The 26359-nt window shown below is 64.9% G+C and carries 22 protein-coding genes, 1 tRNA gene and 3 pseudogenes; 10 read left to right on the top strand and 16 right to left on the bottom strand.

Features of this window, described 5'->3' with window-relative positions; translation table 11 throughout:
• Positions 1-7 precede the first annotated feature (7 nt).
• From OKW39_RS05515 to OKW39_RS05490, 6 genes and pseudogenes are all read right to left on the bottom strand, one after another.
• Positions 8-745 carry an energy transducer TonB gene (locus tag OKW39_RS05515; RefSeq protein WP_429562249.1) on the bottom strand — a complete coding sequence of 246 codons (738 nt, stop codon included), beginning with the start codon at positions 743-745 and terminating at the stop codon, positions 8-10.
• A gap of 329 nt (positions 746-1074) precedes the next feature.
• Positions 1075-1329: a (2Fe-2S)-binding protein gene (locus OKW39_RS05510; RefSeq protein WP_090803857.1), complete on the bottom strand. Its 255-nt coding sequence runs from the start codon at positions 1327-1329 to the stop codon at positions 1075-1077.
• Positions 1330-1478: 149 nt separating this feature from the next.
• Complete coding sequence (gene murI, locus OKW39_RS05505; RefSeq protein ID WP_429562248.1) at positions 1479-2366, bottom strand: glutamate racemase; 888 nt, start codon at positions 2364-2366, stop codon at positions 1479-1481.
• A 164-nt stretch (positions 2367-2530) separates the two neighbouring features.
• Complete coding sequence (gene bfr, locus OKW39_RS05500; protein WP_018418627.1) at positions 2531-3010, bottom strand: bacterioferritin; 480 nt, start codon at positions 3008-3010, stop codon at positions 2531-2533.
• A gap of 202 nt (positions 3011-3212) precedes the next feature.
• Entirely contained in the window at positions 3213-4736 is a 1524-nt protein-coding gene (locus OKW39_RS05495; protein ID WP_090803861.1) for a fumarate hydratase, read from the bottom strand.
• 138 nt (positions 4737-4874) lie between these two features.
• A pseudogene (locus OKW39_RS05490) lies at positions 4875-5027 on the bottom strand (YqhA family protein); the annotation flags it as partial.
• A 695-nt stretch (positions 5028-5722) separates the two neighbouring features.
• Here OKW39_RS05490 and acs point away from each other — a divergent pair.
• From acs to OKW39_RS05470, 4 genes are all read left to right on the top strand, one after another.
• Entirely contained in the window at positions 5723-7705 is a 1983-nt protein-coding gene (gene acs, locus OKW39_RS05485; RefSeq protein ID WP_429361792.1) for an acetate--CoA ligase, read from the top strand.
• A gap of 157 nt (positions 7706-7862) precedes the next feature.
• A complete protein-coding gene (locus OKW39_RS05480) occupies positions 7863-8291 on the top strand; it encodes a DUF4212 domain-containing protein (RefSeq protein WP_429336066.1) in 429 nt (142 codons plus the stop codon).
• Between the two features lie 4 nt (positions 8292-8295).
• Entirely contained in the window at positions 8296-10314 is a 2019-nt protein-coding gene (locus tag OKW39_RS05475) for a sodium:solute symporter family protein (RefSeq protein ID WP_429562247.1), read from the top strand.
• Between the two features lie 70 nt (positions 10315-10384).
• A tRNA-Ser gene (locus OKW39_RS05470) sits at positions 10385-10475 on the top strand.
• A gap of 207 nt (positions 10476-10682) precedes the next feature.
• On the opposite strand, the gene OKW39_RS05465 is transcribed toward OKW39_RS05470, so the two are convergent.
• The 8 genes and pseudogenes from OKW39_RS05465 to OKW39_RS05430 all read right to left on the bottom strand — a co-directional run bounded on the left by OKW39_RS05465 (position 10683) and on the right by OKW39_RS05430 (position 17448).
• Positions 10683-11090, bottom strand: a complete 408-nt coding sequence (locus OKW39_RS05465; RefSeq protein ID WP_429562246.1) for a type II toxin-antitoxin system death-on-curing family toxin — start codon at positions 11088-11090, stop codon at positions 10683-10685.
• Positions 11087-11263: a hypothetical protein gene (locus OKW39_RS05460; RefSeq protein ID WP_429562245.1), complete on the bottom strand. Its 177-nt coding sequence runs from the start codon at positions 11261-11263 to the stop codon at positions 11087-11089. The genes OKW39_RS05465 and OKW39_RS05460 overlap by 4 nt, the downstream gene beginning before the upstream one ends.
• 105 nt (positions 11264-11368) lie before the next feature.
• Positions 11369-11761 carry a Na+/H+ antiporter subunit G gene (locus OKW39_RS05455; RefSeq protein WP_429361788.1) on the bottom strand — a complete coding sequence of 131 codons (393 nt, stop codon included), beginning with the start codon at positions 11759-11761 and terminating at the stop codon, positions 11369-11371.
• A gap of 8 nt (positions 11762-11769) precedes the next feature.
• The gene (locus tag OKW39_RS05450; RefSeq protein ID WP_018418609.1) at positions 11770-12045 is read right to left on the bottom strand and encodes a K+/H+ antiporter subunit F; all 276 of its coding nucleotides are present in this window, start codon (positions 12043-12045) and stop codon (positions 11770-11772) included.
• Complete coding sequence (locus OKW39_RS05445; protein ID WP_429562244.1) at positions 12039-12533, bottom strand: Na+/H+ antiporter subunit E; 495 nt, start codon at positions 12531-12533, stop codon at positions 12039-12041. Before OKW39_RS05445 ends, OKW39_RS05450 begins: the two co-directional genes overlap by 7 nt.
• A gap of 2 nt (positions 12534-12535) precedes the next feature.
• Positions 12536-14317 carry a monovalent cation/H+ antiporter subunit D gene (locus OKW39_RS05440; RefSeq protein ID WP_429562243.1) on the bottom strand — a complete coding sequence of 594 codons (1782 nt, stop codon included), beginning with the start codon at positions 14315-14317 and terminating at the stop codon, positions 12536-12538.
• A complete protein-coding gene (locus tag OKW39_RS05435) occupies positions 14314-14646 on the bottom strand; it encodes a Na+/H+ antiporter subunit C (protein WP_429356923.1) in 333 nt (110 codons plus the stop codon). Before OKW39_RS05435 ends, OKW39_RS05440 begins: the two co-directional genes overlap by 4 nt.
• Positions 14646-17448: pseudogene (locus tag OKW39_RS05430) on the bottom strand (monovalent cation/H+ antiporter subunit A). The gene OKW39_RS05435 and the pseudogene OKW39_RS05430 overlap by 1 nt, the downstream one beginning before the upstream one ends.
• Positions 17449-17987: 539 nt before the next feature.
• Here OKW39_RS05430 and OKW39_RS05425 point away from each other — a divergent pair.
• Positions 17988-19250 (top strand): MFS transporter, encoded by a 1263-nt coding sequence (locus tag OKW39_RS05425; RefSeq protein ID WP_429361782.1) that lies wholly within the window; start codon positions 17988-17990, stop codon positions 19248-19250.
• A 56-nt stretch (positions 19251-19306) separates the two neighbouring features.
• Positions 19307-19423 (top strand): annotated as a pseudogene (locus OKW39_RS05420) (asparaginase); the annotation flags it as partial.
• Positions 19424-19523: 100 nt separating this feature from the next.
• Here OKW39_RS05420 and OKW39_RS05415 read toward each other — a convergent pair.
• Entirely contained in the window at positions 19524-20516 is a 993-nt protein-coding gene (locus OKW39_RS05415) for a chemotaxis protein (protein WP_429361780.1), read from the bottom strand.
• Positions 20517-20866: 350 nt separating this feature from the next.
• On the opposite strand from OKW39_RS05415, the gene OKW39_RS05410 reads away from it, so the two are divergent.
• The 3 genes from OKW39_RS05410 to OKW39_RS05400 all read left to right on the top strand — a co-directional run bounded on the left by OKW39_RS05410 (position 20867) and on the right by OKW39_RS05400 (position 24386).
• Positions 20867-21442 carry a DUF4142 domain-containing protein gene (locus tag OKW39_RS05410; protein WP_429562242.1) on the top strand — a complete coding sequence of 192 codons (576 nt, stop codon included), beginning with the start codon at positions 20867-20869 and terminating at the stop codon, positions 21440-21442.
• Positions 21443-21552: 110 nt separating this feature from the next.
• Complete coding sequence (locus OKW39_RS05405; protein ID WP_429562241.1) at positions 21553-23292, top strand: tetratricopeptide repeat protein; 1740 nt, start codon at positions 21553-21555, stop codon at positions 23290-23292.
• 68 nt (positions 23293-23360) lie between these two features.
• Positions 23361-24386, top strand: a complete 1026-nt coding sequence (locus tag OKW39_RS05400; RefSeq protein WP_090803887.1) for an aldo/keto reductase — start codon at positions 23361-23363, stop codon at positions 24384-24386.
• A gap of 84 nt (positions 24387-24470) precedes the next feature.
• Here the strand turns inward: OKW39_RS05400 and OKW39_RS05395 are convergent, their stop codons facing one another.
• Positions 24471-25214: an SDR family oxidoreductase gene (locus OKW39_RS05395; protein ID WP_429361773.1), complete on the bottom strand. Its 744-nt coding sequence runs from the start codon at positions 25212-25214 to the stop codon at positions 24471-24473.
• A gap of 118 nt (positions 25215-25332) precedes the next feature.
• Here OKW39_RS05395 and OKW39_RS05390 point away from each other — a divergent pair, with 118 nt between their 5' ends.
• Complete coding sequence (locus OKW39_RS05390) at positions 25333-26223, top strand: LysR family transcriptional regulator (RefSeq protein WP_184032672.1); 891 nt, start codon at positions 25333-25335, stop codon at positions 26221-26223.
• Positions 26224-26359 lie beyond the last annotated feature (136 nt).

Genomic DNA, 26359 nt, shown 5'->3' with positions numbered 1-26359 from the left:
TCTTGCTTCAGTCGGTCAGATTGAAGTTGAAAGGCTGGGTGTACGCGGCCCTGACGGGCTCGCCGTTCTCGAGATACGGTTTGCAGGCGCTCGCGCGTACGGCGGCCAAGGCCGCGTCGTCGAGACGGCTAAAGCCGCTGCTTTTCTTCAACTCGATGTTCTCGAGCTTGCCGGTCAGACCGACGACGAAGTGCACGTACGCGGTGCCGGATTCGCCGCGGCGCCGCGATAGAGCCGGGTATTCGGGCTGGCTGATATTGCAATCGAGGTGCGACACGTTTTTCGGCGCGCTGATTTCCATCGTGGGCTTGCCGATCGCGGGCGCTGCCGCGGTGGGCGGTGTCGCGGGCGCAGCGGGCGCGGCCGGCGTCGGATCGGGCGCCGCGACCGGCGTCGGCGATGGCGCAGCGGCCTGTGGCAACGGAGTTGGCGTCGGCTTGGGCGTCGGAGTCGGCTTCGGCTGGGCTTTCGGTCTTGTATGGACGGGCGGCGTTGGCCGGGGCGGCGGCGGAGCGATCGATTGCAGCGCGACCGGCGCGGCGAGCGGCGCGGGCGGCAGCAGTTCGGCGGTCATCATGTGCGATTCGAGCGCGACCGGCACAGGCTCGTGACGCAGCGTCATGATCACGGCGAGCAGAGCGACGTGAACCGCGGCGACTATGGCAGTGGCTGTCAGCGCGCGGGAATTCGGTCGGGTGGACGACGCCAGCGTGGCGCGGGCGGAAACGGGACGCGGAGCCTGCATGGTCAGTGTGGCAGCGCACCGTGCGGGCGGCGCGTCAAACAGGGCATCGTCATGTTCGGAAAATCAGCAGCGAAATGAACAAAGTAGTCACGAAACCAATCAGCAATTCCATCTCGAACTCCTTTCGAAGGGGGAGCGGGGTAGCTGGCTGGTACGAGTACTGGCTTGCTGACGGCAGTGGGATAACGCAGTACGGCGGACAGTACTGCGGTTGTGTTGCAGACGTGCGGCACATTCAACGTCGCATCGGAGCGCTACATAAAGCGTGCGTGAAGCAGAGGGGCTTTTAGACGCACCGACACGGCCTGCACCGGCCCTGCTAGCTGAGCTCAGGCTGCCTTGCGCTCGTAGAACGCGACTTGCACGACCTCGGCGACGCTCTGCACCTGCCGATGCTCGACCACGCCGCAACGGCTCGCGCACACGCCGCTTTGCAGCATCACGTCACGCACGGATTCCTCGCATTTGCCGCAGCACGAGGCGACGCCGAGTTCAAACTGCAACTCGTCGAACGAGTCGATGCCGTCCGCAATTGAGGAGCGGATTGTGCGGTCGGATACGGATTTGCAGACACAGACGATCATGGCAGGCGTGATAGCTAACGTTAATGCGAATTATTATCATTTTGTTTGGTTCGTTTGGCAAGCGTCCCGTGCGATTTTTTGTAACAAAACCAGACTCTTAGAATGGATTTCGTCGGCAGGAAGGGCGGGGCGCGCGCCGATTGCCGGCGCTAGGCGGCGCGAGAATCCGATGCGGCCGTGCGGCCCGACGGTATCGATACCTGCTCGACCGCGGCCTCGATCCGCAGCAGCGTGGCGGCGAGTTGCTGCTGATGGATGCCGTCGTCGGTGGAATAGAAGCGCGGCAGCGGCGTGCCCCCGGCCGACGCCGCGGCGCACAGGCCGTGCTGCTCGAGCACGCGTTCGAGCTGACGCGCGATCGCCACGCTCGTGTCGATCAGCGCGAGCCGCTCGCCGACGATGTCGCGGATCGCCGCGTCGAGAAAGGGGTAATGGGTGCAGCCAAGCACCAGCGTGTCGGCGCCCGCGTCGAGCATCGGTTCCAGGTAGCTGCGCAGCAGTGCCTGCAGCTCGGCCGAGCCGACGTCGCAACGCTCGACCGCCTGCACGAGCCCGTGGCCGGGCTGGCACAGAAAGCGGCAGTCGGCGGCGTAGCGTTCGAGCAGCCCCTGAAAGCGGGCGCTGCGCAGTGTCGCCTGGGTCGCCAGCACCCCGGCGACGCGGCTTTTCGATTGCAGCGCGGCGGGCTTGACACCCGGCTCGACGCCGACGAGCGGAATCGGCAGCTTTTCGCGCACCAGCGCGATCGACTGCGCGGTCGCCGTATTGCATGCGACCACGAGCGCCTTCGCGCCTTGTGCGGCGAGCCATTCGCCGATGGCCAGCGTGCGGTCGGTGATGAAGTCGTCGTCGCGCTCGCCGTAGGGCGCGTACAGCGAATCGGCGACATACAGCAACGCCTCGTCAGGCAGTTGCGCGCGCACCGCGCGCAGCACGGACAGGCCGCCGAGCCCCGAATCGAAAATGCCGATCGGCGCCTGCGACGCGGCGCCAGCGGCAACACTGCGGACAGTCGGGGACGGCGAAGGGGCGGGCATAGGCGAAAAAAACGAGCGGGAAGTGGCGGTCGGCGAAAAGGGTGAAACCACGGTGAGGCGCGAACAAGCGCGCAAGTATATCGCCCGTGCGGTACGGTCCGGCGCGAATGCCTGCTGGGCAGGCGTCGTGCCGCTACCGCGCGGGATGCTTCAGCGTGCTTCGATCAGGACTCGACCGAGCCCATCGCGCTTTGCTGGTAGTTCTGGATACCGACCTTGTCGATCAGATCGAGCTGGGTTTCGAGCCAGTCGATGTGCTCTTCGGTGTCGTCGAGAATCTTCGTGAAGATTTCGCGCGAGATGAAATCGCGCACCGATTCGCAGTAGGCAATCGCCTCCTTGCAGGTGCCTTGCGAAATCTGTTCGAGCTTCAGATCGCATTCGAGGATCTCTTTGGTTTCCTCACCGATCAGCAGCTTGTGCAGGTCCTGCAGATTCGGCAGACCGTCGAGCATGAAGATCCGTTCGATGAGCATGTCGGCATGCTTCATTTCGCCGATCGACTCGTCGTACTCGTGCTTGCCGAGCTTGTCGAGGCCCCAGTGGCCGTACATTCGGGCATGCAGGAAATATTGATTGATCGCGGTCAGTTCGTTTTTCAACTGCGCGTTCAGATATTCGATGACCTTCTTGTCGCCTTGCATGTTATTTCCTTTTTCGGGAACCTTGAATTTCCAACAACAATAAACGCCATGTCCAAAAAAGCCAAGAGATCCGATACAACTGTTGGCGGCGTTGGCGGCCTCGTGCGTGCGGCGCCTTGCGCGTGCATGACGCACGGAAAGAAAAAGCCGGGATCGCGGCCCCGGCTTTTCGACTGACCTGAGTAGCGTTAATCGCGACTCATCAAGCCGTGGCGACCGGAATCTTGCCGATCTTGGCTTGCCATTCCTTCGGGCCGGTCTGGTGCACGGAGGTGCCGTTCGAATCGACGGCGACCGTGACCGGCATGTCCTGCACGTCGAACTCGTAGATCGCTTCCATGCCGAGGTCTTCGAACGCGAGCACCTTCGCGCTGCGGATCGCCTTCGACACGAGGTACGCCGCACCGCCGACGGCCATCAGATACGCTGCCTGGTGCTTCTTGATCGCCTCGATCGCGACCGGGCCGCGCTCGGCCTTGCCGATCATCGAAATGAGGCCCGTTTGCGCGAGCATCGTCTCGGTGAACTTGTCCATCCGCGTCGCAGTGGTAGGGCCCGCCGGGCCGACCGCTTCGTCGCGCACCGGATCGACCGGGCCGACGTAGTAGATCACGCGGTTCGTGAAATCGACCGGCAGCTTCTCGCCCTTCGCGAGCATGTCGGCGATGCGCTTGTGCGCGGCGTCGCGGCCCGTCAACATCTTGCCCGACAGCAGCAGCGTCTGGCCCGGCTTCCAGCCCGCCACTTCTTCCGGCGTCAGCGTGTTGAGGTCGACGCGCTTGCTGGTTTCCGTGTTCGGTTCCCAGTGCACCTTCGGCCATGCGTCGAGCGACGGCGCTTCGAGCTTGGCGACGCCCGAACCGTCGAGCGTGAAGTGCGCGTGGCGGGTCGCCGCGCAGTTCGGGATGATCGCGATCGGCTTGGATGCGGCGTGCGTCGGCGCGGCCATGATCTTCACGTCGAGAACAGTGGACAGACCGCCGAGGCCCTGCGCGCCGATACCGAGTGCGTTGACCTTCTCGTGCAGCTCGACGCGCAGCTCTTCGATCCAGTCCTTCGGGCCGCGCGCGATCACGTCCTGAATGTCGATCGGGTCCATCAGCGATTCCTTCGCCATCACCATCGCTTTCTCAGCGGTGCCGCCGATGCCGATGCCGAGCATGCCCGGCGGGCACCAGCCCGCGCCCATCGTCGGCACGGTCTTCAGGATCCAGTCGACGATCGAGTCCGACGGGTTCAGCATCGCGAACTTCGACTTGTTCTCCGAGCCGCCGCCCTTGGCCGCGACCTGCACGTCGACGGTGTTACCCGGCACGATCTCGTAGTGGATCACGGCCGGCGTGTTGTCCTTGGTGTTCTTGCGCGCGCCTTCGGGCGGGCTCACGATCGATGCGCGCAGCACGTTGTCCGGATTCAGATAACCGCGGCGCACGCCTTCGTTGATCATGTCGGTGACGCTCATCGTCGCGCCGTCCCAGCGCACGTCCATACCGACCTTCACGAACACCGTGACGATGCCGGTGTCCTGGCAGATCGGGCGCTTGCCTTCGGCGCACATGCGGCTGTTGGTCAGGATCTGCGCGATCGCGTCCTTCGCTGCGGGGCTCTGTTCGAGCTCGTACGCGCGGCCGAGCGCTTCGATGTAGTCGAGCGGATGGTAGTAGCTGATGTACTGCAGCGAATCAGCGATGCTCTGAATCAGGTCTTCCTGTTTGATGACGGTCATGGCTAGCTCAGTGGGGAGTGGCGCTTGTTGTCGGATCGCAGCACGGTGCGGTCAGTCTTGCGCCTTCATGGGAGTGGAAACCTTGATGCCGCCCACGGCGTGCAATGCCGCGGGCCCTTCGAAATGTTTGGGGTGCGTGTGCGTTTCGTCGAGCTTCAACGAGTCGGTGACCAGATGCCAGACTTCCTTCAGGAATAGCACGACGTAGACCGCCTGCGCGACGATCAGCCCGAGGTACAGCGGCACCTGCAGCCAGCGGCTCACGAAAACGAGGCGGGGCAGCGCGCGCATGGGGCGGCGCGGACGGGCGCAGGCGGGTCGCGAAGCGGACATAGGCAACGGTCAGATGAAGCGCGGGTGACGGAACAGGGGGCCAGGCGCCGACGGCGGTGCGGGGCGCGGCCACCGAAGGGGCGCGAGACTCGCGTCAGGCGCGCCATTGTACAGCGTCGGTCGAATCTGCTGCTTTGCGGCGGGCAGCGCCCGCCACACCGGAATTACGATGCGATCGGCGGCACGCTGCGCGGACGGCTAGTTCAGTTAGCATTGTAAAAGGCCGTACGAGAGAGCATAAGGGTGCGAAAGCGGGCGTGCTGGCGGTGCGTCGAGTTCGCATCACCGGTATGCAATGTGCTGCGAGTGAGCGTAGAAGGTTCTGTAGAACGGGCGATCTTTTTCGCGCGCATCTCGTCTGATCAACACGTAACTGCATCGATGGCTGGCGGGATCTAAGGGTTTTCGCTTGCAGATCAACACGATGCGCGTAAGTGGCCGGTAAGTTGCAGCGCTTATGGTTAAGCCTTGACGCGGAATAGGATCGCGCAGGGCGCCCGCATGCACGGATGTTGCGATGCCGCACGCACGCGCGTTCGACGGTATCGCGAGGTGGGAGACAGCGCCGCTCGTGGCGGCTCGAACAGGATAAGGCCCGCGCGCGCCGCGCGCCGGTACAGGTTTTACGTTTCATCTTCACCAAGGGGTTGTCGATGTCTGCGATTGAATCGGTTCTTCAGGAACGCCGCGTTTTTCCGCCCTCCGCTGACACTGCGAAGGGTGCCACGATCTCCGGCATGGACGCGTACCGGGCGCTCGCCGCCGAAGCGGAGCGCGACTATGAAGGCTTCTGGGGGCGTCTCGCGAAGGAGACGCTGAGTTGGCACAAGCCGTTTACGAAGGTGCTCGACGAATCGAAGGCGCCGTTCTACACGTGGTTCGGAGACGGCCAGCTGAACGCGTCGTATAACAGCATCGACCGTCACGTCGAGGCCGGCAACGGCGAGCGCGTCGCGATCGTGTTCGAAGCCGACGACGGTAGCGTCACCAACGTCACCTATCAGGATCTGCTGCAACGCGTATCGCGCTTCGCGAATGCGCTGAAAAAACGCGGCGTGAAGAAAGGCGACCCGGTCGTCATCTATATGCCGATGTCGATCGAGGGCATCGTCGCGATGCAGGCGTGCGCGCGGATCGGCGCGACGCACTCGGTCGTGTTCGGCGGCTTCTCGTCGAAGTCGCTCAACGAGCGGCTCGTCGACGTCGGCGCGGTCGCGCTGATCACGTCCGACGAACAGATGCGCGGCGGCAAGGCTTTGCCGCTGAAGAACATCGCCGACGAAGCGCTCGCGCTCGGCGGCTGCGAGAAGGTCAGGAGCGTGATCGTGTACCAGCGCACCGGCGGCAAGGTCGCGTGGGACGCAGGGCGCGACCTGTGGATGCACGAACTCGCACAGGCCGAGTCGGACCAGTGCGCGCCCGAATGGGTCGGCGCCGAGCATCCGCTCTTCATCCTCTATACGTCGGGCTCGACCGGCAAGCCGAAGGGCGTGCAGCACAGCACCGGCGGCTATCTGCTGTGGGCCGCGCAAACGCTGAAATGGACCTTCGACTGGCGCCCCTCCGACGTGTTCTGGTGTACCGCCGACATCGGCTGGATCACCGGCCACAGCTACATTACGTACGGGCCGCTCACGCTTGGCGGCACCCAGGTCGTGTTCGAGGGCGTGCCGACCTATCCGGACGCCGGGCGCTTCTGGCAGATGATCGCGAAGCACAGGGTCACGCTGTTCTATACGGCTCCTACTGCGATCCGCTCGCTGATCAAGGCCTCCGAGGCCGACGCTAAAGTGCATCCGAAGAGCTACGACCTGTCGACGTTGCGCATCATCGGCACGGTCGGCGAACCGATCAATCCGGAAGCGTGGGTGTGGTACTACGAGAACGTCGGCGGCGGCCGCTGTCCGATCGTCGATACGTGGTGGCAGACCGAGACCGGCGGCCACATGATCGCGCCGATGCCGGGCGCGACGCCGCTCGTGCCGGGTTCGTGCACGCTGCCGCTGCCGGGCATCATGGCCGCGGTCGTCGACGAAACCGGGCAGGACGTGCCGAACGGGCAGGGCGGCATTCTGGTGATCAAGCGCCCGTGGCCGGCGATGCTGCGCAACGTGTGGGGCGATCCGGAACGCTACAAGAAGAGCTACTTCCCCGACGAGCTCGGCGGCAGGCTCTACCTCGCCGGCGACGGCGCGGTGCGCGACAAGGAGACCGGCTACTTCACGATCATGGGCCGCATCGACGACGTGCTGAACGTGTCGGGCCATCGTCTCGGCACCATGGAGATCGAGTCGGCACTGGTGGCCAATCCGCTCGTCGCGGAAGCCGCCGTGGTGGGCCGCCCCGATGCGACGACCGGCGAGGCGGTGTGCGCGTTCGTGGTGCTCAAGCGTGCACGTCCGCAAGGCGAAGAGGCCGTGAAGCTCGCGAACGACCTGCGCAACTGGGTCGGCAAGGAGATCGGTCCGATCGCGAAGCCGAAGGACATCCGTTTCGGCGAGAACCTGCCGAAAACGCGTTCGGGCAAGATCATGCGTCGTCTGTTGCGTTCGCTCGCGAAAGGCGAGGAAATCACCCAGGACGTGTCGACGCTGGAAAACCCGGCGATTCTCGATCAGCTCGGCGAGTCGATTTAAAGCGTTGTAAGCGGGTCTGCGCGGACGGCGGCGGCGTGTCGATCGACACGCTTGTGGGCACGCCGCGCAGAACCGTTATTCGAGTGGACGGCTTACGTCACGGCGTTGCGCGGACAATCCCGATTGCCTCGCCGATGCCTTTTTGATACATAGGCGCATGGCCGCGCCGCACCTATCCTCCCACGCCAGGTTGAACCCCCCGCCCGAACCGCCACCGGTCTCGGCGGCGATGGCGCTCGCGCATCGCAAGTACTGGCGTTTCAACCTCGCGCTGATCGCGGTGCTGATGACGCTTGGCTTCTTCGTCTCCTTCGTCGTGCCATTGCTGGCGCCCGCGCTCGCGCAGGTGCACGCAGGCGGCTTCAGGCTGCCGTTCTACTTTGGCGCACAAGGCGCGATCCTGATCTACCTCGCGCTGATCGTCGTCTATATCGTGCTGATGCAGCGCGCCGATCGTCAGTTGCAGCACGCGTTCGAAGCGGATTCGCAGCGCGATGCGGCAAGTGGTCCCGCCGCGGATTCCACCACCGGCGCGAACGATGACGTCGCGATCGGCAAGGCCGCGCCGGCCGCGCGCGGGCGCTGAGCCGATGAAGCTCACGCATCGGCTGATCCGCTCGTACGCGCTCTATACGCTCGGCTTTCTGCTGTTCGTCTACGTGATGTGGCGCATCGAGCGCAGCACCGGTCCCGGGGTGTGGATCGGCTATGTGTTCCTGTTCGTGCCGATCGCGGTGTATGCGGTGATCGGCGTGCTGTCGCGCACGTCCGACCTGGTCGAATACTATGTAGCGGGGCGGCGCGTGCCGTCGGCGTTCAACGGCATGGCGACCGCGGCCGACTGGTTGTCGGCCGCGTCGTTCATCGGTCTGGCCGGCTCGATCTACGCGACCGGCTACGACGGCCTCGCGTACCTGATGGGCTGGACCGGCGGCTATTGCCTCGTCGCGTTCCTGCTCGCGCCGTATGTGCGCAAGCTCGCGCGCTACACGATTCCCGATTTTCTCGGCACGCGCTATTCGAGCAACGCGGTGCGCGGCCTTGCGGCGCTCGCCGCGATCCTCTGCTCGTTCGTTTATCTGGTCGCGCAGATCCAGGGCGTCGGCCTGATCGCGACGCGCTTTATCGGCGTCGATTTCACGGTCGGCATTTTCTGCGGGCTCGCGGGCATTCTGGTGTGCTCGTTTCTGGGCGGCATGCGTGCCGTTACGTGGACCCAGGTCGCGCAGTACGTCATCCTGATCCTCGCGATGCTGATACCGGTATCGATGATCGCGCACAAGGACGGCCTCGGCTGGGTGCCGCAATTCAGCTATGGGCGCCTGATGCAGCGCATGGAAGGGCTCGAGAAACAGGTGCGCGACGCGCCGCTCGAGGAGCGCGTGCGCGACGACTATCGACGCCGCGCCGCGCTGATGCAACTGCGGCTCGATACGCTGCCGCAATCGTTCATCGAGGAAAAGCAGCGGCTCACGCAGGAGGTCGGCGATCTGCGCCGCCATAACGGTCCGTTGCGCGAGATCAAGGAGCGCGAGCGCGCGCTCGAACAGTTTCCGCGCGATGCCGCCGCCGCGCAGATCGTCTGGAGTCAGAAGCGAGACGACATGCTGATGCGGGCGAGCGCGCCGGTGCCGATGCAGGAACCGTTTCCTGCTGTCGGTGAGGAAGACCGGAGCACGCACGCGCGTAACTTTCTATCGCTGCTGCTGTGTCTGTCGCTTGGCACGGCGAGCCTGCCGCATATCCTGACGCGCTATAACACGACGACTTCGGTGGCGTCGGCGCGGCGCTCGGTCGGCTGGACGCTCTTTTTCGTCGCGCTGTTCTATCTGACCGTGCCGGTGCTGGCGGTGCTGATCAAGTACGAGATCCTGTCGAATCTGGTCGGCCATCATTTCGCCGATCTGCCGCAGTGGCTGATGCAATGGCGCAAGGTCGAACCGAGCCTGATCAGCCTCGCCGATACGAACGGCGACGGTATCGTGCGCTGGAGCGAGATCCAGATGCAGCCTGATATGGTCGTGCTCGCGGCGCCCGAGATCGCGGGGCTGCCGTATGTGATGTCGGGCTTGATCGCGGCGGGGGCGCTCGCGGCGGCGCTATCGACCGCGGATGGTCTGCTGCTGACGATCGCGAACGCGCTATCGCACGACGTGTACTACCACATGGTCGATCCGAACGCGTCGAGCCAGCGGCGCGTGACGATCTCGAAGATTCTGCTGCTGGGTGTCGCATTGTTCGCGTCGTACGTGGCGTCGCTGAATACGGGGAATATTCTGTTTCTGGTCGGGGCGGCGTTTTCGCTGGCGGCGTCGAGTCTGTTTCCGGCGCTCGTGCTCGGCGTGTTCTGGAAACGCACGACGCGGCTCGGCGCGGTGGCGGGGATGGTCGCGGGGCTTGTCGTGTGCATTTACTACATTGTGTCGACGTATCCGTTCTTCACGCAGTTGACGGGATTCACGGGTGCGCGCTGGTTTGGCATCGAGCCGATCAGTTCGGGCGTGTTCGGTGTGCCGGCGGGTTTTCTCGTGGCGATCGGGGTGAGTTTGCTCGATCGAAAGGCGGACGCTTATACGATCGCGCTGGTCGACTATATCCGGCATCCGTAGGCGGTTTGCGCGGAGCTTTGGCCAGGGTGTGGCGCAGGGCGCGAAGTTTGCTATAATTCGGCTCCCCGCCGGAGAGATGGATGAGCGGTTTAAGTCGCACGCCTGGAAAGCGTGTATAGGTTAATAGCCTATCGGGGGTTCGAATCCCCCTCTCTCCGCCAGGACATCCAATGAATACGGGCCTTTCGGCCCGTTTTTCGTTTCTACCCGCACCAGTACCCACACGCGTGCACGCGGTGCAATTTCCCACCCGCCGGCGGCCATTTCGATGCGTCGTCTACGAACAACACAGGTCGGGGTTTTCCGGGGCTCGGCTCGACAAAGAGACTTACCGGGGAACAAATGAAAAGCCCCGCTCGGGGCGGGGCTCATTGAGGCCTATGCCTAAGGCTTTCTGGCAGTTCGATCGGCGAGGCAAGAGAAGAAAATATGTTTGCGAGATCCTGGTAGTCAAGCCTGCCTTCAGCCACGTCAACCATGATCTCTTCGAGCGCCTGAGTACGACGGACTGCGTACCCTTCAATAAGCAAATAGGTTAACGCCGAAACCAGCGCCGTCCTCTTGTTGGCATCCGAAAAAGCGTGTCCGCGCGCGATCGCTTCTGCGTAAAGCCCGGCGATCTCAAAGACATCCTCCAGTCCGCCATAGTGAATGCGGTTCTCAATACGACCAAGGGCACCCTCCAAGGTGCCCCTGTTCGTCGTGCCAACGAGTCCTGGTTCGCGGGAGAGAATAAAGTCGTGCACGATCACGACCATACCCGCATCAAGAATCATCTCTTTGCCAGCGCTTGAATGACAGCATGATGCTGTTCGTACACGCGTTTGGCTGCATTGAGGATCTGCTTACGACCATCCGCGGAGGTTGCATTGACCTTTGTTGTCGGGAGCTGTACGCCTGCCCGGGCCTTGACTTCGACTCCGTGGATGTTCCCGGTCTTTCCTTTCATGACCATAGAATCTCCTTCGGGGTTGGGTTTTAAGGGGCTGTCACATCGTTGTTAACGTCGATTCTACACACAAGTTTAGTTTCCTGAACGGTGCTGTTTACCACATCACCCCTCATCCCTCTCCCGCAACTCCCCCGTATTCCCCCGTTCCGCGCAAGCGCCCGTAACAGGCGGCCGCCCCCGCGTCGCCTCTGACAACGTCACTCCCTGCTGAATCCCAGCCTTCGCCAGCATATGTGCGCTAATCGGCGCGGTGAGAAACAGAAACGCCGGAATCAGCAACTCATGCAGGCTCGCGAAGTTGTTATGCGCGCTGAAATACACCACCGACGCGAGCACGATGCCGCCCACACCGAGCGTGGTCGACTTGGTCGGACCGTGCAGCCGCATGAAGAAGTCGGGCAGCCGAGCGAGCCCGACCGCCCCGACCAGCGTGAACAGGCTGCCGGCCAGCAGCAGCAAACAAACGATCGCTTCGACAAAAGTTTCCATCGGCATACCCCACGCTAGTTGAGTTCGATGATGTCGCCGCGCTGCAGATACTTGGTGAGCGCGACGGTACCCACGAAACCCATCACGGCAATCAGAAGCGCAACCTCGAAGAGCACCGTCGAGCGCAAGCTGATGCCGTACACGACGATCAACGCGATCGCATTGATGTTGAGCGTGTCGAGCGCGACGATGCGATCGGGCAGCGACGGCCCGCGCACGAGGCGCCACAGCGCGAGCAGGAACGCGATGCCGAGGATCGCGAGCGAGATCGGAATCACGATGGCTAGCATGCGAAGATCTCCATCAATGGGGCTTCATAACGGGACTTGATGAGCGCGATGAGTGCCGCTTCGTCGCCGAGATCGAGCACGTGCACGGAGAGGCGCGTGCGGTCGTCGCTGAGTTCGGCGCACAGCGTGCCCGGGCTCAGCGAGATCACGCTGATGAGCACCGTGAGCGCGATCTCGTGGGTGCTGTCGAGCGGCACTTCGATGAACGCCGGGCGCATCCGCTGCGTCGGGCCGAGCACGAGCAGCGCGACCTCGACGTTGGCCACGATGATATCGACCAACACATGCCAGGCGAGGAGCACGAGCAGCCACGGTCGGCCGAAGCGCACCGGTCGCAGCCACAAGCCTTCGGCGACGCGAAAAGAGATCACGTAGCCGAGCGCGGCGCCGAGCAGCAGATTGCCTAGCGAGACGTCGTTCATCAGCAGCACCCAGCAGATGATCAGCAAGACCGCGAGCCACGGGTGGGGGAAGAGCCTTTTCAACATCGTCAGTTCCCCTGTGCGTCGGCCGTGGTCGCGGCGGCCGCTGGTGGCGAGGAGCGCGCCGCGGGCAGGATCGCGTGCACGTAGGCGGCGCGATCGAATAGCTGTGTCGCCGTATCGGTGAGATAGTGCCGCACCGCGCCGGCGCCGAGCGTGATGGCCACGACACAGCCGAGCAGGACCGCGCAGGCGGCGAGCTTCGCATTACTGCCACGCGGTGCGCGCTCCTCTTTGCCGGCGGCGGCGCGCGCGGCCGGCGCGGCCCACATCAGGCGCGTGCCCGTGCGGCTCAGCGCGACGATCGAGAGCAGGCTCGACAGCAGTACGGCCGGCCATAGCACGACTGCCGCGCCGAGCGGCGTGGCGGCCAGCACCATCGCCTTGCCGAGGAACCCGGACAGCGGCGGCAGGCCCGCGGCGCCCACCGCGGCGATCAGATAGAGCAGCGCGGCGAGGTTCGACGGCCACGGTGCATGCGTGCGCGGCACCGCTTCGACCGTAGCTTCGGCTTCGGTGTGAGCCGGTTCCCCGACCAGCACGGCGAGCGCGCCGGCCGTCTCGACCTGCAGCGGCTGCATCCGCGCCAGCGTCGCCACCGCTTCGCCGTCCGGGGCGGGCGAGATGGCCGCCGCGGCCGCGTCGTCGAGCGCTTCGAGCGAACCGGGCTCGATCGAATTGGCATCGGCGGAAACGGCGGCATGGGCGGCGTGCGGGGTCGGGGCTTGCTCGGGTTCGAGCGTGTCGGCGAGCAGGAACAGCGCGCCAGTGCAGAGCGTCGTGCTGATCAGGTAGTAGAGCAGCGCGCTCCATGCGAGCGGCGTCTGTAGTGCGATCGCCGCGATCAGCAGACCCACCGAAACCAGCACGAGATAGCCCGTCGTGGTCTTGAGACTCGACACCGCCAACGCGCCCAGCGCGCCGAACACGATCGTCGCGATCGCGAGCCACCACGCCCACTGATGCATGAACGTATCGAGCACGCCGCCCGCCGCGCCGAACACGAGCGCGTCGCAGCGCAGCATCGCATAGATGCCGACCTTGGTCATGATCGCGAACAGCGCGGCCACCGGGCCGATGGCGCTGCGGTAGGCCTGCGGCAACCAGAACGACATCGGAAACACGGCGGCCTTGAGGCCGAACACGAGCATCAGCGTCGCGCCCGCGAACTGCGCGAGCGGCAGCGACTCCGGCCCGAGACGCGCCAGACGTTCGCCCATGTCGGCCATGTTGAGCGTGCCCGTGACGCCGTAGAGCACGCCGATCGCGACCAGAAAGAACGACGAACCGACGAGGTTCATCAACAGATAGTGCAGCCCGTTGCGCACCCGTCGCGCGCCGCCACCATGCAGCAGCAGCGCGTACGACGCGATCAGCAGCAGCTCGAAGAACACGAACAGGTTGAAGAGATCGCCCGCGAGGAAGGCGCCGTTCAGGCCCATCAGCTCGAACTGGAACAGCGCACGGAAATAGCGGCCGCGCCTCGCGTCCTCGCTCGAGGTGCCGAGCAGGCAGCAGACCGCCAGCACGGCGGTGAGCACCAGCATCAGCGCACCGAGCCGGTCGAGTTCCAGCACGATGCCGAACGGCGCCGGCCATGCGCCGAGCGCGTAGCTGGCGATCTCGCCTTGCGCGGCGCGCGCCATCAGCAGGCACGCGACGGGCAGCAGCGCGATGATGGCGAGCGCGTTCAGCGCGCGTTGCAGGCGTTTCGCGCGCAGCGGCAGCACGACGATGACGCCCGCGGAAAAGAGCGGAATCAGGATCGGGAGCAGGAGAACGTGGTTCATTCGACGCGCGTCTCCTCGTCATTGACGTGATCGTTGCCCGTGATCGAAAACGAGCGCAGCGCGAGCACCACGGTGAAGGCCGTCATTGCAAAGCCGATCACGATGGCCGTCAGCACGAGCGCTTGCGGCACCGGATCGACGTATTGCGCCCCCGCCGCGATGACCGCTGGCTTGCCGATCGCAAGCCGGCCCATGCCGAGCAGGAACAGGTTGATCGCATACGAGAACAGCGTGATGCCGAGAATCACCGGCAACACGCGTGCGCACAGCAGCAGGTAGATGCCGCACGCGCAAAGCACGCCGATCGCGATGGCAAAGGCGGCTTCCATCAGCTTTTCTCCACGGACTGCATGTCCTTGTCGCGTACGCCGAGGTGCGAGACGATCGTGAGCGTCGTGCCGACCACCGCGCCCGTTACGCCGAGATCGAACAGCATCGCCGTGGACAGTTCGATCTCTCCGATCAGCGGCACGTGCAGGTGCCCGAACGCACTGGTCAAAAACGGCTGGCCGAACGCGAGACTGCCGAGCCCCGTGGCCGCGGCGATCAGAATGCCGAAGCCCGCAAGCGCGCGGTAGTTGAGGTGGATGCGCGACTCGGTCCACAGCACCCCGCTCGCGACGTACTGCAGCAACAACGCGATCGAGAGGATCAGCGACGCGATGAAGCCGCCGCCCGGCAGGTTGTGGCCGCGCAGGAACACGAACACGGCGACGAGCACGGTGAGCGGCAGCATCAGCCGGGCGAGGATCGCGAGCATCAGCGGATGCGATTGCGACGACCATGGCCGGCCATCCGGCCCCGCATCGGGCGACTTCAGGCGCAGCCCGCGCAGCAGCGCCTTGACGGCGAGCCCCGCGACCACGAGCACGCTGATTTCGACCATCGTGTCGAAGCCGCGGAAATCCACGAGGATCACGTTGACGACGTTGTGGCCGCCGCTGCCGGGCAGCGCATTGGCGAGGAAGTACGGAGCGATGCCTGGCAGCGGCGCGCTCGTCATGATCCTGTACGACACGGCGCCGAGCAGCGCGCCGCCCGCGAGCGCGAGCACGCCGTTGCGCAGCCGGACGGGGAGCGGCTCGACGGCGCGTTGCAGCGCGGGCAGGAAATAGACGGCCAGCACGAGCAGCAGGATCGTGACCAGTTCGACGGAGATCTGCGTGAGCGCGAGATCGGGCGCGGAGAAGCGCACGAAGGCGAGCGACACGAGCAGGCCGCAGGTGCTCAGCATCACGAGCGCGTAAAGGGTGCGCGCACGCACGCACACCACGCCGACGGCGAGCAACGCCATCAGCACGAGGCCGCCCAGCGTGAACGGATCGGGCGGCAGGCGCGTGTGGCTGCCGCTCCAGGTGTCGAGCGCGACGAGCGGCACGCCCGGCACGATCAGCATCGCCGCGATCATCCATGCGAGGTAGGCCGGCAGCGAGCGCGTCTCGAACAAGCGCACGATCACGCCGGCGCACTGTTCGAGACGCTGCACGAAGCGGTCGAAGATTTCGCTGGCGTTCAACTCGGTGAGCGCCGTGCGACGGTGGCGGAACGCATTGCGGCGCAGGAAAAAGAGCGCCGCACCCGCCGCGAACGACACCGCGCTCATCACGAGCGGCGTATTGACGCCGTGCCACAGGCTCAGGCTGTAGTCGGGCAACTTGCCGCCGAGCGTGACCCACGCGGCCGACTCGAGCAGCCTGCCGATGCTTTGCTGCGGGAACAGGCCGATCAGCAGGCACAGCGCCACGAGAATCTCGACCGGCAGCCGCATGAAGCGCGGCGCCTCGTGCGGCGGATAGTGCGGCAGATCGCGCGGCGTCTCGCCGTCGAAAAACACGCCCCAGACGAAACGTAGCGAGTACGCCACGGAGAGCGCCGCCGCCACGATCGCGATGACCGGCACGGCGAGGTTCAGCGGCCCGAACATGCTTTGCGCGAGTGTTTCGCCGAAGAACATTTCCTTCGAGAGAAAACCGTTGAGCAGCGGCACGCCGGCCATCGACAGCGACGCGACGCTCGCGAGCACGGCCGTATGCGGCATGTACCTGCGCAGGCCGCGCAGACGGCCCAGATCGCGCGTGCCGGTTTCGTGATCGACGATGCCCGCGGCCATGAAGAGCGACGCCTTGAACACCGCGTGGTTGACCGTGTGAAAGAGCGCGGCGACAGTCGAGAGCTGCGTGTCGAGGCCGAACAGCAGCACGATCAGGCCGAGATGGCTGATGGTCGAATAGGCGAGCAGGCCCTTCAGATCGCGCTGCAACAACGCCATCCCCGCGCCGCCCACCAGCGTGACGAGCCCGGCCACTGTCGCCGTGTACGCCCATAGGTGGGTACCTTCGAAAACCGGATAGAGACGCGCGAGCAGGAACACGCCGGCCTTCACCATCGTCGCCGAATGCAGATAGGCCGACACGGGTGTAGGCGCCGACATCGCGTGCGGTAGCCAGAAGTGAAAAGGAAACTGCGCCGACTTCGTGAACGCCGCCGAACAGCGTGAGCAGCAGAATGGCCGGGTAGAGCGGATCGTGCTGCACCTTGTCAAGCTGGGCGAGCACGTCGTTCAGCTCGTAGCTGCCGCATACGTGGCCGAGCAACAGCACGGCCGCAAGCAGCGCGAGACCGCCCGCGCCGGTGATGGTGAGCGCCATGCGTGCGCCGCGCCTTGCGTCGGGCCGCGATGGCCAGAAGCCGATCAGCAGGAACGAGACGAGGCTCGTCAGTTCCCAGAAGATGACGAGCAGCAGCAGGTTGTTCGACAGCACGATGCCGAGCATCGCGCCCATGAAGAGCAGTAGCAGCAGGTACAGACGCGGCAACGAATCGCTGCCGGCGAGGTAGTAGCGTGCGTAGATGAAGACGAGCAGGCCGATCGCGAGTACGAGCAACGCGAACATGAACGAGAGGCCATCGAGGCGCAGCGACAGCGCGAGGCCGATGTCGGGCATCCACTCATGGCGCCATTGCAGCACGTCGTGGTCGCCCATGCCCACGCGCTCGCTCAGCAGCAGCGCGCAGCCGAACAGCGCCGTCGCGAACGCGATCCAGGTGCAGAGCGCGGCGGCGCGCGGCCTCGTGAGCGCAATGAGCGCCGCGGCCATGAACGGAAGTAGGACGAGCCACCCCAGTACCATTCGATGCCCTCCGGGAGTTCGAGTGTTAGACGGTGTGGCTGGCCGGTGGGACTGGGCCGGCGTGCCGCCAGCCGGGCGGCTGCCCACGGGGCACAATCATAGCCGCAAACAGCCCGGCAGTTCACATCGATACATCAAGCATAAATATACGCACCGCGAAGCGCGCGGCGAGCCCGACTGATGCCCAATCATGCCCATTGATGCGGACGCGCGTTCGATTTAACACCCGTCGCGTGACATGCGGCGCGCTGATGCACTGTAATCGGCAAACTTGACGATCAATCGAGGCGCCAAATTGAAAGGAACCGAACTGGATCTGTATACAACTGAAGAGCCAGGCCACAATTGGCTTTCAATCTTTTCGATGGCACATGGGTGTCCGATGTGCCGGGCTACGGTTTAGGTATGGCGTCCCATTTCGACGATGGGCGTCTCCACTGGTTCGAGATCAGCCTCCTTTGTGCATGCCCTCCGGTCTTGCTCTAAACTAGCGCCCGCCCAACCCACGCCCCGATGCGCCCCGTCACGAGCAACAACCGATGCCCCCAGCCTCCATCGATCCCGCCGATTCCCCGCATTTCAGCCTGCCGAAACACCCGCCGTTCCAGCGTTTCTGGTGCACCCGCATCCTGTCGTCGCTGTCGTTCCAGATGCTCGCGGTCGCGATGGGCTGGCATGTCTACGCGCTCACGCATAGCGCGTTCGCACTTGGCCTCGTCGGTCTCGCGCAGTTTCTGCCGATGTTCCTGCTGACGCTCGTCGTCGGCCATGTCGCCGATCGTTACGATCGCCGCCGCATCGCCGCCGTCTGCCAGAGCCTCGAAAGTGTCGCTGCATTGCTGTTCGCGATCGGCACCTTCGGCGGCTGGATCAGCGCGCCGGTCATCTACGTGCTGGCTGCCTGCGTCGGCGCGTCGCGCGCGTTCGAATCGCCGGCCGTGGCGTCGCTGCTGCCGGCCGTGGTGCCGCGCGGCTATCTGCCGAAGGCGACCGCGTGGGCGACCTCCGCCAATCAGACCGCGCAGATCGCCGGGCCCGCGCTCGGTGGTCTGCTGTACGGCATCGGTCCCGGTGCCGCGTATCTCGCGTGCACGCTGACGTTCGCGGCGGCGGCCGCGTCGGTGTGGAGCATTCCGTTGCAGATGAAGCCGGCGAGTCGCGCGCCCGTCACGCTCGAATCGATCTTTTCGGGCATCGCGTTCATTCGTCGCGAGCCGGTGATTCTCGGCGCGCTGTCGCTCGATCTGTTCGCGGTACTGTTCGGCGGCGCGACCGCGTTGCTGCCGATCTTCGCGCGCGACGTGCTGCACGCGGGCCCGCTCGGTCTCGGCCTGTTGCGCTCGGGCACGGCGATCGGCGCGCTCGCGGGCACGATCTGGCTCGCGCATTTTCCATTGCGCAACCGGCCCGGCGCGGCGATGTTCGGCGGCGTGATCGTGTTCGGCATCGCGACGATCGTGTTCGGGCTGTCGCATCAGTTCCTGGTGTCGTTGTTCGCGCTGATGGTGCTCGGCGCGTCGGACACGATCAGCGTGGTGGTGCGGCTGTCGCTCGTGCAATTGCGCACGCCCGATGAAATGCTCGGCCGCGTCAGCGCGGTCAATTCGTTGTTCATCGGGACGTCGAATCAATTGGGCGAGTTCGAATCGGGCCTGACCGCGGGATGGTGGGGCGCGCAGCCGGCGGTGCTGGTCGGCGGTATCGCGACGATCGCGATCGCGCTGTTGTGGATGCGGTTCTTTCCCGAACTGCGGCACACGCGCACGCTCGAGCGCGAAGAGGCGCTCGCGGCGAGCGCCTGATTGCCAGGGCCTGGGCGCCATCGCCCGATCCATGACACGACGAGGAGACGAACCGCATGAGCCAGTCCGAACTGCACCCCGCCGCGCCGGTCGCGGCGACGATCTATCGTGGTGAATCCGTCGAGAACACGCATCTCGCGCACGTCGCGGTCGTCGATGCGCCGCAGCGCCTCAACACGATGGGCGTCGAGATCGGCCGGATGGACTTCTCGATCGAGCTTGCCGCGCATCGTTGAGCGCGGCGATCCGATTCACTGCTCGACACTCCAGACGTCAAGCCGCCGCCGCCTTCGCCGGCGCGGCGCCCAGCGCATCACGGATCGCGTCGGCGAGCTCGCTCGCCGCGAACTTCGCGACATAGCCGTTGGCGCCCGCGTTCTTCACATGCGCCTCGTTGGCCGCGCCCGTCAGCGACGAGTGAATGATCACCGGAATATCGCGCGTGCGTTCATCGGCCTTGATCTGGCGCGTCAGCATGAAGCCGTCCATCTCCGGCATCTCCAGATCGGTCAATACGAGCGCGATGGTGTCTTTCGCGCGCGCGCCGTTTTTCTGCGCTTCGCGCGCGACCTGCTGCAGCGTCTGCCACGCTTCCTCGCCGGTCTTCGTCATGATGTAGTCAGCGCCGATCGCGGCGAGCGCCTGTTCGATCAGCTTGCGCGCGAAGCCGGAGTCGTCGGCGGCGAGGATCTTCGCGCCGCGGCGGATGCCGAGCGCCTGGCCGACCGAGGCCGGATCGACGCTCGGATGCTGCGACGGGAACACGTCGCGCAACACCTGCTCGACGTCGATCACCTGGGCGAGGCGCGAGTCGCCGGTATTGCCGTCGATGCGCGCGATGCTCGTGACGAGCTTGCCGCCCGCCGAGCCATCGGCCGACAGCACCTGGTTCCATTCGAGCCGGACGATGTCGTCGACTTCCTCGACCGCGAAGGCCTGCGTCGAACGCGCGAACTCGGTGACCAGCAGGATGTTCAGGCCGCGCGTCGGCTCACAACCCATCAGCCGCGGCAGATCGATCACGGGGATGATCTGCCCGCGAATGTCGACCGCGCCCATCACGTAAGGCGACGATCCGGCGATCGGCGTGACGGTCGGCATCGTCGAGATTTCGCGCACCTTGAACACGTTGATCCCATACAACTCGTGCGCGTCGCTGCCCGGCACGTGGCCGAGGCGGTATAGCAGCAGCTCGAACTTGTTGGAGCTCGTCAGGTTGCTGCGTTCGGTGTGGCGCTCGTGATTGGCACGGTGGTCGTCTGCCATCGGAATCGTTCTCCAGAATTGCGGTGCTGAGCGGTGCTGAGCGTGCCTGTATCTGGTTATCGGCGCCGATGGCGAAAAATTCAGCACTGCGTGGCAGCGTCGAGCGGCGCGCGCGATTCACGCGAATACGGCAAACGTGTGCGCATTCATATGAGGGTTACCTAAGGTTACAGAAGCGACAGCAGGGTTTCACCTGCCCGACGGTGTGGCTTCTAGAATCGGCAGCGATAAAAGCGTGGCGCCGCGCTGGGCTCGCAAGCAGTCCGCAGCGTTTTGCATCGCACGCTTCGTTCGCGGCGCACACGTGTCCGTCGTTTTGCTTTCAGATGCTTTCACCTCAAGGAGAACGTATGATCCGCCTGCCTTCCGTCCCTTCCGTCGCTTTGGCCCGCATCGCCGCCGTTGCCTGCTTCGGTGGTCTTCTGACGGCCGCCTCGGTGGCCAGCGCGCAGAGCGCCGCGTCCACGGACGCGGGCCGCCTGCATGCCGCCGACCAGACCTTCATCGCGGACGGCACGCAAGCCGTCGCGACGCAGCGCGATGCCGCGCGTATCGCCACCGCGCGTTCGGCCGACCGCGACGTAAAGGCCTTCGCCGAGCGCGTGTCGAGCGACGACGCGAAGATCACCGACGCGTTGCGCGCGGCGAGTCCGCGCGGTGTCGACGTGCCGAAGAACGATCCCGATGCGGCCGTGCTCGCAAGCATCAACCATCTGCGCGGCGCGGACTTCGACAAGGTGTACATCGAGCAGGTCGCGCTCGCGGGTGAACAGAAGGCACTGTCCGCTTTCCAGGCGGAAATCGCAGCGGGCCGCGACGAGCAGTTGACGGCCGCCGCGAAACAGGCGCTGCCGACGATCCAGCAGCACTATGCGATGGCGCAGGATCTCGCGAAGCGCAAGCATCTGTCCGTGGCCGCGCAATAAGCGGCGTCACGTCGCTACGCGGCAGGCGGCGGTACTTCGAACCCGGGCTTTTCGGCGATAATCGTGCGCTTCTTCCGACGATTCTTCGCGCCTCCGATTCCAGGTACCGCATGAGCAAGCACGCCAGTCTGCCGCAACAGTTGGACCATCTGCTTCGACAAGCCGTCGCGCTCCAGCAGAACGGCGCGCTCGTCGAAGCCGAGGAGATGTATCGCGAGATACTCGAACTGAAGCCGAAGCATGGCGACGCGTTGCGCTGGCTCGGCGAACTCGCGCTGCAAACGGGCCGCTTGCAGGAAGGCATCGATCTGCTGAAGAAGGCGCTCGTGGTCAACGCGAGACAGCCGGCCGTGCATTCGAATCTCGCCTATGCGCTGAACGCGTTGCAGCGCCATGACGAAGCGCTCGCGTGTGCCGAGCGGGCGCTCGCGATGCAGCCGAAATTCGCCGATGCGTTGAACCATCGCGGCAACGCATTGGCGGCGCTGAACCGTCCGCTCGATGCGCTCGCGAGCTACGAACGCGCGCTTTCGCTCGTGCCGGAGTTTGCGCCGGCGTGGAACAATCGCGCATGCGTGCTGCGCGATCTCGGCCGCTATGCCGATGCGCTCGATAGCTGCGACCAGGCGCTCGCGTTGCAGCCGAACTATCCGGATGCGTGGAGCAATCGCGGCAACGTGCTCGGCGATCTGAACCAGCCGCACGAAGCACAACACTGCTACCAACGCGCGCTGGAACTTGCGCCTGCTTTCGTCGATGCATGGAACAACCTCGGTCTCGCGCAGATCGATCTGAATCAGCGCGAACAGGCGTTGTCGAGCTATCAGCGCGCGCTTGCATTGAATCCGGTGTCGGTCGAAACGCACTGGAACCAGGCGCTGTGCCTGCTGCAAATGGGCCGCTTCGATACCGGCTGGCGCGAATACGAATGGCGTTGGGAGCGCAGCCGCATCAAGGCCGGCAGGCGCGCGTTCGCGCAGCCGTTGTGGCTCGGCGATGTTCCGCTCGACGGCAAAACGATCCTGCTGCATGCGGAGCAGGGCCTGGGCGACACGTTGCAGTTCTGCCGCTATGCGCCGCTCGTTGCGAAGCTCGGCGCGAAGGTCGTGCTCGAAGTGCCGGGCGCGTTGTTGCGATTGCTGTCGACGCTCGATGGTGTCGATCAGTTGATCGAAGCGGGGCAGCCGTTGCCGCCGTTCGATTGTCATTGCCCGCTGCTGAGCTTGCCGCTTGCGTTCGGCACGAACGAAGCGAGCATTCCGGCGGCGACGCCGTATCTTTTTGCGCAGCCGGCGGCTGTCAGCGAATGGCGTGAGCGGATCGAACACGACGGCAACATCAACGCGGATGCCGATGCAATCAGGCCGCTGAAAGTCGGCCTCGTCTGGGCCGGCGAGAACCGCGCGCATATCGCCGAGCTGCGCAAGATCGACGCGCGTCGGTCGCTCACGTTCGAGCAACTCGCGCCGCTCCTCGAGGTGCCGAACGTTCGCTTCTTCAGCGTGCAGAAGGGCGCGGCCGCACCGCAATTAGCCGAAAGCGCCTACGGTGAACGCGTCGCCGATTACACCGGGCTGCTGCACGATTTCGCCGATACCGCCGCGCTCGTCGCCAGTCTCGATCTGGTGATTTCGGTCGACACGTCCACCGCGCATCTGGCCGGCGCGCTCGACAAACCCGTCTGGATCCTGAACCGCTTCGACACCTGCTGGCGCTGGTTGCTCGAACGCAGCGACACGCCGTGGTATCCGTGCGCACGTCTGTTCCGTCAACCGGCGCTCGGCGATTGGGGCGGCGTGATCGATGCCGTGCGCGATGCATTGGGGGATCTGAGCGCCCCGCCTTCGTGACGCCTTTGGGCGCACACGCGTAGACTGAACCTCCGTTCATCGATGGCAATGCCACGGAGAGTTCTTCAATGGAATACAGACATCTGGGTGCATCGGGTTTCAAGGTGCCGGTGCTGAGTCTCGGCACCGGTACATTCGGCGGCAAGGGTGAATTTTTCCAGGCGTGGGGCGCGACCGACGTCGCCGAAGCGCGGCGTCTGATCGACATCTGTTTCGATGCGGGCGTCACGATGTTCGACACCGCCGACATCTATTCGAAGGGCGCGTCCGAGTCGGTGCTCGGCGAGGCGCTGAAGGGCAAGCGCGACAAGGCGATCCTGTCGACCAAGGCGACCTTTCGTTTCGACGACGATCCGAACGGCGTCGGCTCGTCGCGCTTCCATCTGATCCAGGCGGTCGATTCAGCGCTCAAGCGTCTGCAAACCGATTACATCGACCTGTTCCAGCTGCACGGCTTCGACGCGAAAACGCCGATCCCCGAAGTGCTGTCCACGCTCGACGACCTCGTGCGCGCGGGCAAGATCCGCTATATCGGCGTGTCGAATTTCTCCGGCTGGCATCTGATGAAGTCGCTCGATATCGCCGACCGTTACGGCTATCCGCGCTATGTCGCGAATCAGACCTACTACTCGCTGGTCGGGCGCGACTACGAGTGGGAGCTGATGCCGCTCGGCGTCGACCAGGGCGTCGGTGCCGTGGTGTGGAGCCCGCTCGGCTGGGGTCGCTTGACCGGCAAGCTCAAGCGCGGCCAACCGCTGCCGGAGACGAGCCGTCTGCACAAGACCGCTGACATGGGGCCGCCGGTGCCGGAAGACTATCTGTTCCGCGTGCTCGACGCGCTCGACGAAATTGCCGCCGAAACCGGCAAGACCGTGCCGCAGATCGCGCTGAACTGGCTGCTGCAACGGCCGACCGTCGCGACGCTGCTGATCGGCGCGCGCAACGAGGAGCAACTGCGGCAAAACCTCGGCGCGGTCGGCTGGAATCTGACGCCGGAGCAGGTCGCGAAGCTCGATGCGGCCAGCACGGTGCGCCCCGCGTATCCGTACTGGCATCAGGAAGGCTTCGCGGAACGCAATCCAAAGGCGGTTTGAGCGGCGGGTCGACCACGTTCCAGGCGCCGCAGCCGGCGCAATGCGCTGGTCCAGCGCGGCCGCACGCTGGACCAGCGCATCCCATCAAGCCAAACCGCCATTGGCCCGCAATACCTGCCCATTGACCCAACCCGCATCCGGGCCGACCAGAAACGCGACCACGCCCGCCACGTCTTCCGGCTCGCCGAGGCGTTGCAGCGGCGGCATCTTCGCGAACGTCTCGATCTGCTCGTCGGTCTTGCCTTCGAGGAACAGCGCGGTCGCGATCGGTCCCGGCGCGACCGCATTCACTGTGATGTTGCGCCCGCGCAGTTCCTTCGCGAACACACGCGTGAACGCTTCGACGGCTGCCTTGGTCGCCGTGTAGATGCCATAGCCGGGCAGGTTCAGCGCGAGCACGCTGGTCGAGAAATTGACGATGCGCCCGCCGTCGTTCAGGCGCGCGGCCGCTTCGCGCAGCGTGTTGAAGGTGCCGCGCACGTTGATGTCGAAGGTTTGGTCGTAGAGTGCGTCGGGCGTGTCGGCGAGCGGCGTGGGCTTCATCACGCCCGCGTTGTTGACGAGCACATCCACCTTGCCGAGTTCGCGTTCGGTGATCTCGAACATGCGACGTACGTCGCCGGGCTTCGACACGTCGGCTTGCACCGCGACCGCCTTGCCGCCAGCTTCGCGGATCGCACTGACGAGCGCGTCGGCTTCGCCCGCGCTCGCTGCGTAGTTGACGGCGACCGCGTAGCCGTCCTTCGCGAGCCGCTGTGCGATCGCCGTGCCGATGCCGCGCGATGCGCCCGTGACGATGGCGATTTTCGGTTGTGGGTTCGTGCTCATGATTGGTTTCGTCATAGAAGGTGGTGGATCGGTGAGGTGAATCATGAACGCTTTGCGCGCTGAGATAATCAGATTACACTCGCCATCATCATTCCATTTGCTTTAATAATCCGCCGCTATGGACCGTTTCGAGGAAATGCGCGTATTCGTGCGGATCGCCGAGCGCCAGAGCTTCACGCGCGCCGCCGACGATCTGCAAATTCCGCGCGCGACCGTCACCAACCTGATGAAGCGCCTCGAGCAGCGGCTGGGCGCGCGGTTGCTCGAACGCACGACCCGCACGGTACGGCTCACGCCCGACGGTGAAGCGCACTACCAGCGCTGCGTACGCCTGATCGCCGATATGGAGGAGGCCGAGGGGGCGTTTTCCAATCTCGCGCCGAAGGGGCTGTTGCGCGTGAACGTGCAGGGCACGCTCGCGCGGCACTTCGTGGTGCCGGCGCTGCCCGCGTTTCTCGCGCGCTTTCCCGACATCGAGCTGATGATCGGCGAGGACGACCGGCTCGTCGACCTCGTGCGCGAGGGCATCGATTGCGTGCTGCGCGCGGGCGTGCTGCAGGATTCGTCGATGGTCGGGCGGCGTGTCGCGCAACTGCAGCAGGTGACGGTCGCGAGTCCTGCCTATCTGGCCGCGTATGGCGAGCCGGCCGATCCTGACGCGCTGTCGACGCATCGCGCGGTCAACTACGTGTCGAGCGCGACCGGCAAGCCGGTGCCGCTCGAATTCCGTGTCGACGGGCGGGATACCGCGCTCGTGCTGCCGTCGGCGGTGTCGGTCAGCGGCGCCGAACTGTACACGGGCGCGGCCCTCGCCGGGCTCGGCATCGTGCAGGTACCGCGTTACCGCGTGGATGGCGAGTTGGCGGCGGGGCGGCTGCGGGTCATTCTGGCGGACTATCCGCCGCCACCGATGCCGGTGTCGGTGCTGTATCCGCAGAACCGGCAGTTGTCGTCGCGCGTGCGGGTGTTCGCGCAGTGGCTGCGGGAGATTTTCGAGCCGGTGAGCTGAGGGAGCGAAAAACGCAAAGAAATGCGTTTTCGTGGTTAACGCCTGGACATGTGCGCCTCGCATAATGTCATTCTCAAGAGCGCAGAAAGCCGCCCGTGATCGAGGGTGGACGCACAGAACGACCGGGGGATCTGAT

Origin of the sequence: Paraburkholderia sp. MM6662-R1 (genome assembly GCF_050436245.1) — a bacterium.
GTDB classification, from domain to species: domain Bacteria; phylum Pseudomonadota; class Gammaproteobacteria; order Burkholderiales; family Burkholderiaceae; genus Paraburkholderia; species Paraburkholderia tuberum.
The sequence above is the reverse complement of the archived record's forward strand: the minus strand, read 5'-3'. Positions and strand labels throughout refer to the sequence as shown.

Coding starts and splice junctions, on each gene's coding strand:
- OKW39_RS05515 (WP_429562249.1), bottom strand. CDS start 745: ATGCAGGCTCCGCGTCCCGTTTCCGCCCGCGCCACGCTGGCGTCGTCC.
- OKW39_RS05510 (WP_090803857.1), bottom strand. CDS start 1,329: ATGATCGTCTGTGTCTGCAAATCCGTATCCGACCGCACAATCCGCTCC.
- murI (WP_429562248.1), bottom strand. CDS start 2,366: ATGCCCGCCCCTTCGCCGTCCCCGACTGTCCGCAGTGTTGCCGCTGGC.
- bfr (WP_018418627.1), bottom strand. CDS start 3,010: ATGCAAGGCGACAAGAAGGTCATCGAATATCTGAACGCGCAGTTGAAA.
- OKW39_RS05495 (WP_090803861.1), bottom strand. CDS start 4,736: ATGACCGTCATCAAACAGGAAGACCTGATTCAGAGCATCGCTGATTCG.
- acs (WP_429361792.1), top strand. CDS start 5,723: ATGTCTGCGATTGAATCGGTTCTTCAGGAACGCCGCGTTTTTCCGCCC.
- OKW39_RS05480 (WP_429336066.1), top strand. CDS start 7,863: ATGGCCGCGCCGCACCTATCCTCCCACGCCAGGTTGAACCCCCCGCCC.
- OKW39_RS05475 (WP_429562247.1), top strand. CDS start 8,296: ATGAAGCTCACGCATCGGCTGATCCGCTCGTACGCGCTCTATACGCTC.
- OKW39_RS05465 (WP_429562246.1), bottom strand. CDS start 11,090: ATGATTCTTGATGCGGGTATGGTCGTGATCGTGCACGACTTTATTCTC.
- OKW39_RS05460 (WP_429562245.1), bottom strand. CDS start 11,263: ATGAAAGGAAAGACCGGGAACATCCACGGAGTCGAAGTCAAGGCCCGG.
- OKW39_RS05455 (WP_429361788.1), bottom strand. CDS start 11,761: ATGCCGATGGAAACTTTTGTCGAAGCGATCGTTTGTTTGCTGCTGCTG.
- OKW39_RS05450 (WP_018418609.1), bottom strand. CDS start 12,045: ATGCTAGCCATCGTGATTCCGATCTCGCTCGCGATCCTCGGCATCGCG.
- OKW39_RS05445 (WP_429562244.1), bottom strand. CDS start 12,533: ATGTTGAAAAGGCTCTTCCCCCACCCGTGGCTCGCGGTCTTGCTGATC.
- OKW39_RS05440 (WP_429562243.1), bottom strand. CDS start 14,317: ATGAACCACGTTCTCCTGCTCCCGATCCTGATTCCGCTCTTTTCCGCG.
- OKW39_RS05435 (WP_429356923.1), bottom strand. CDS start 14,646: ATGGAAGCCGCCTTTGCCATCGCGATCGGCGTGCTTTGCGCGTGCGGC.
- OKW39_RS05425 (WP_429361782.1), top strand. CDS start 17,988: ATGCCCCCAGCCTCCATCGATCCCGCCGATTCCCCGCATTTCAGCCTG.
- OKW39_RS05415 (WP_429361780.1), bottom strand. CDS start 20,516: ATGGCAGACGACCACCGTGCCAATCACGAGCGCCACACCGAACGCAGC.
- OKW39_RS05410 (WP_429562242.1), top strand. CDS start 20,867: ATGATCCGCCTGCCTTCCGTCCCTTCCGTCGCTTTGGCCCGCATCGCC.
- OKW39_RS05405 (WP_429562241.1), top strand. CDS start 21,553: ATGAGCAAGCACGCCAGTCTGCCGCAACAGTTGGACCATCTGCTTCGA.
- OKW39_RS05400 (WP_090803887.1), top strand. CDS start 23,361: ATGGAATACAGACATCTGGGTGCATCGGGTTTCAAGGTGCCGGTGCTG.
- OKW39_RS05395 (WP_429361773.1), bottom strand. CDS start 25,214: ATGAGCACGAACCCACAACCGAAAATCGCCATCGTCACGGGCGCATCG.
- OKW39_RS05390 (WP_184032672.1), top strand. CDS start 25,333: ATGGACCGTTTCGAGGAAATGCGCGTATTCGTGCGGATCGCCGAGCGC.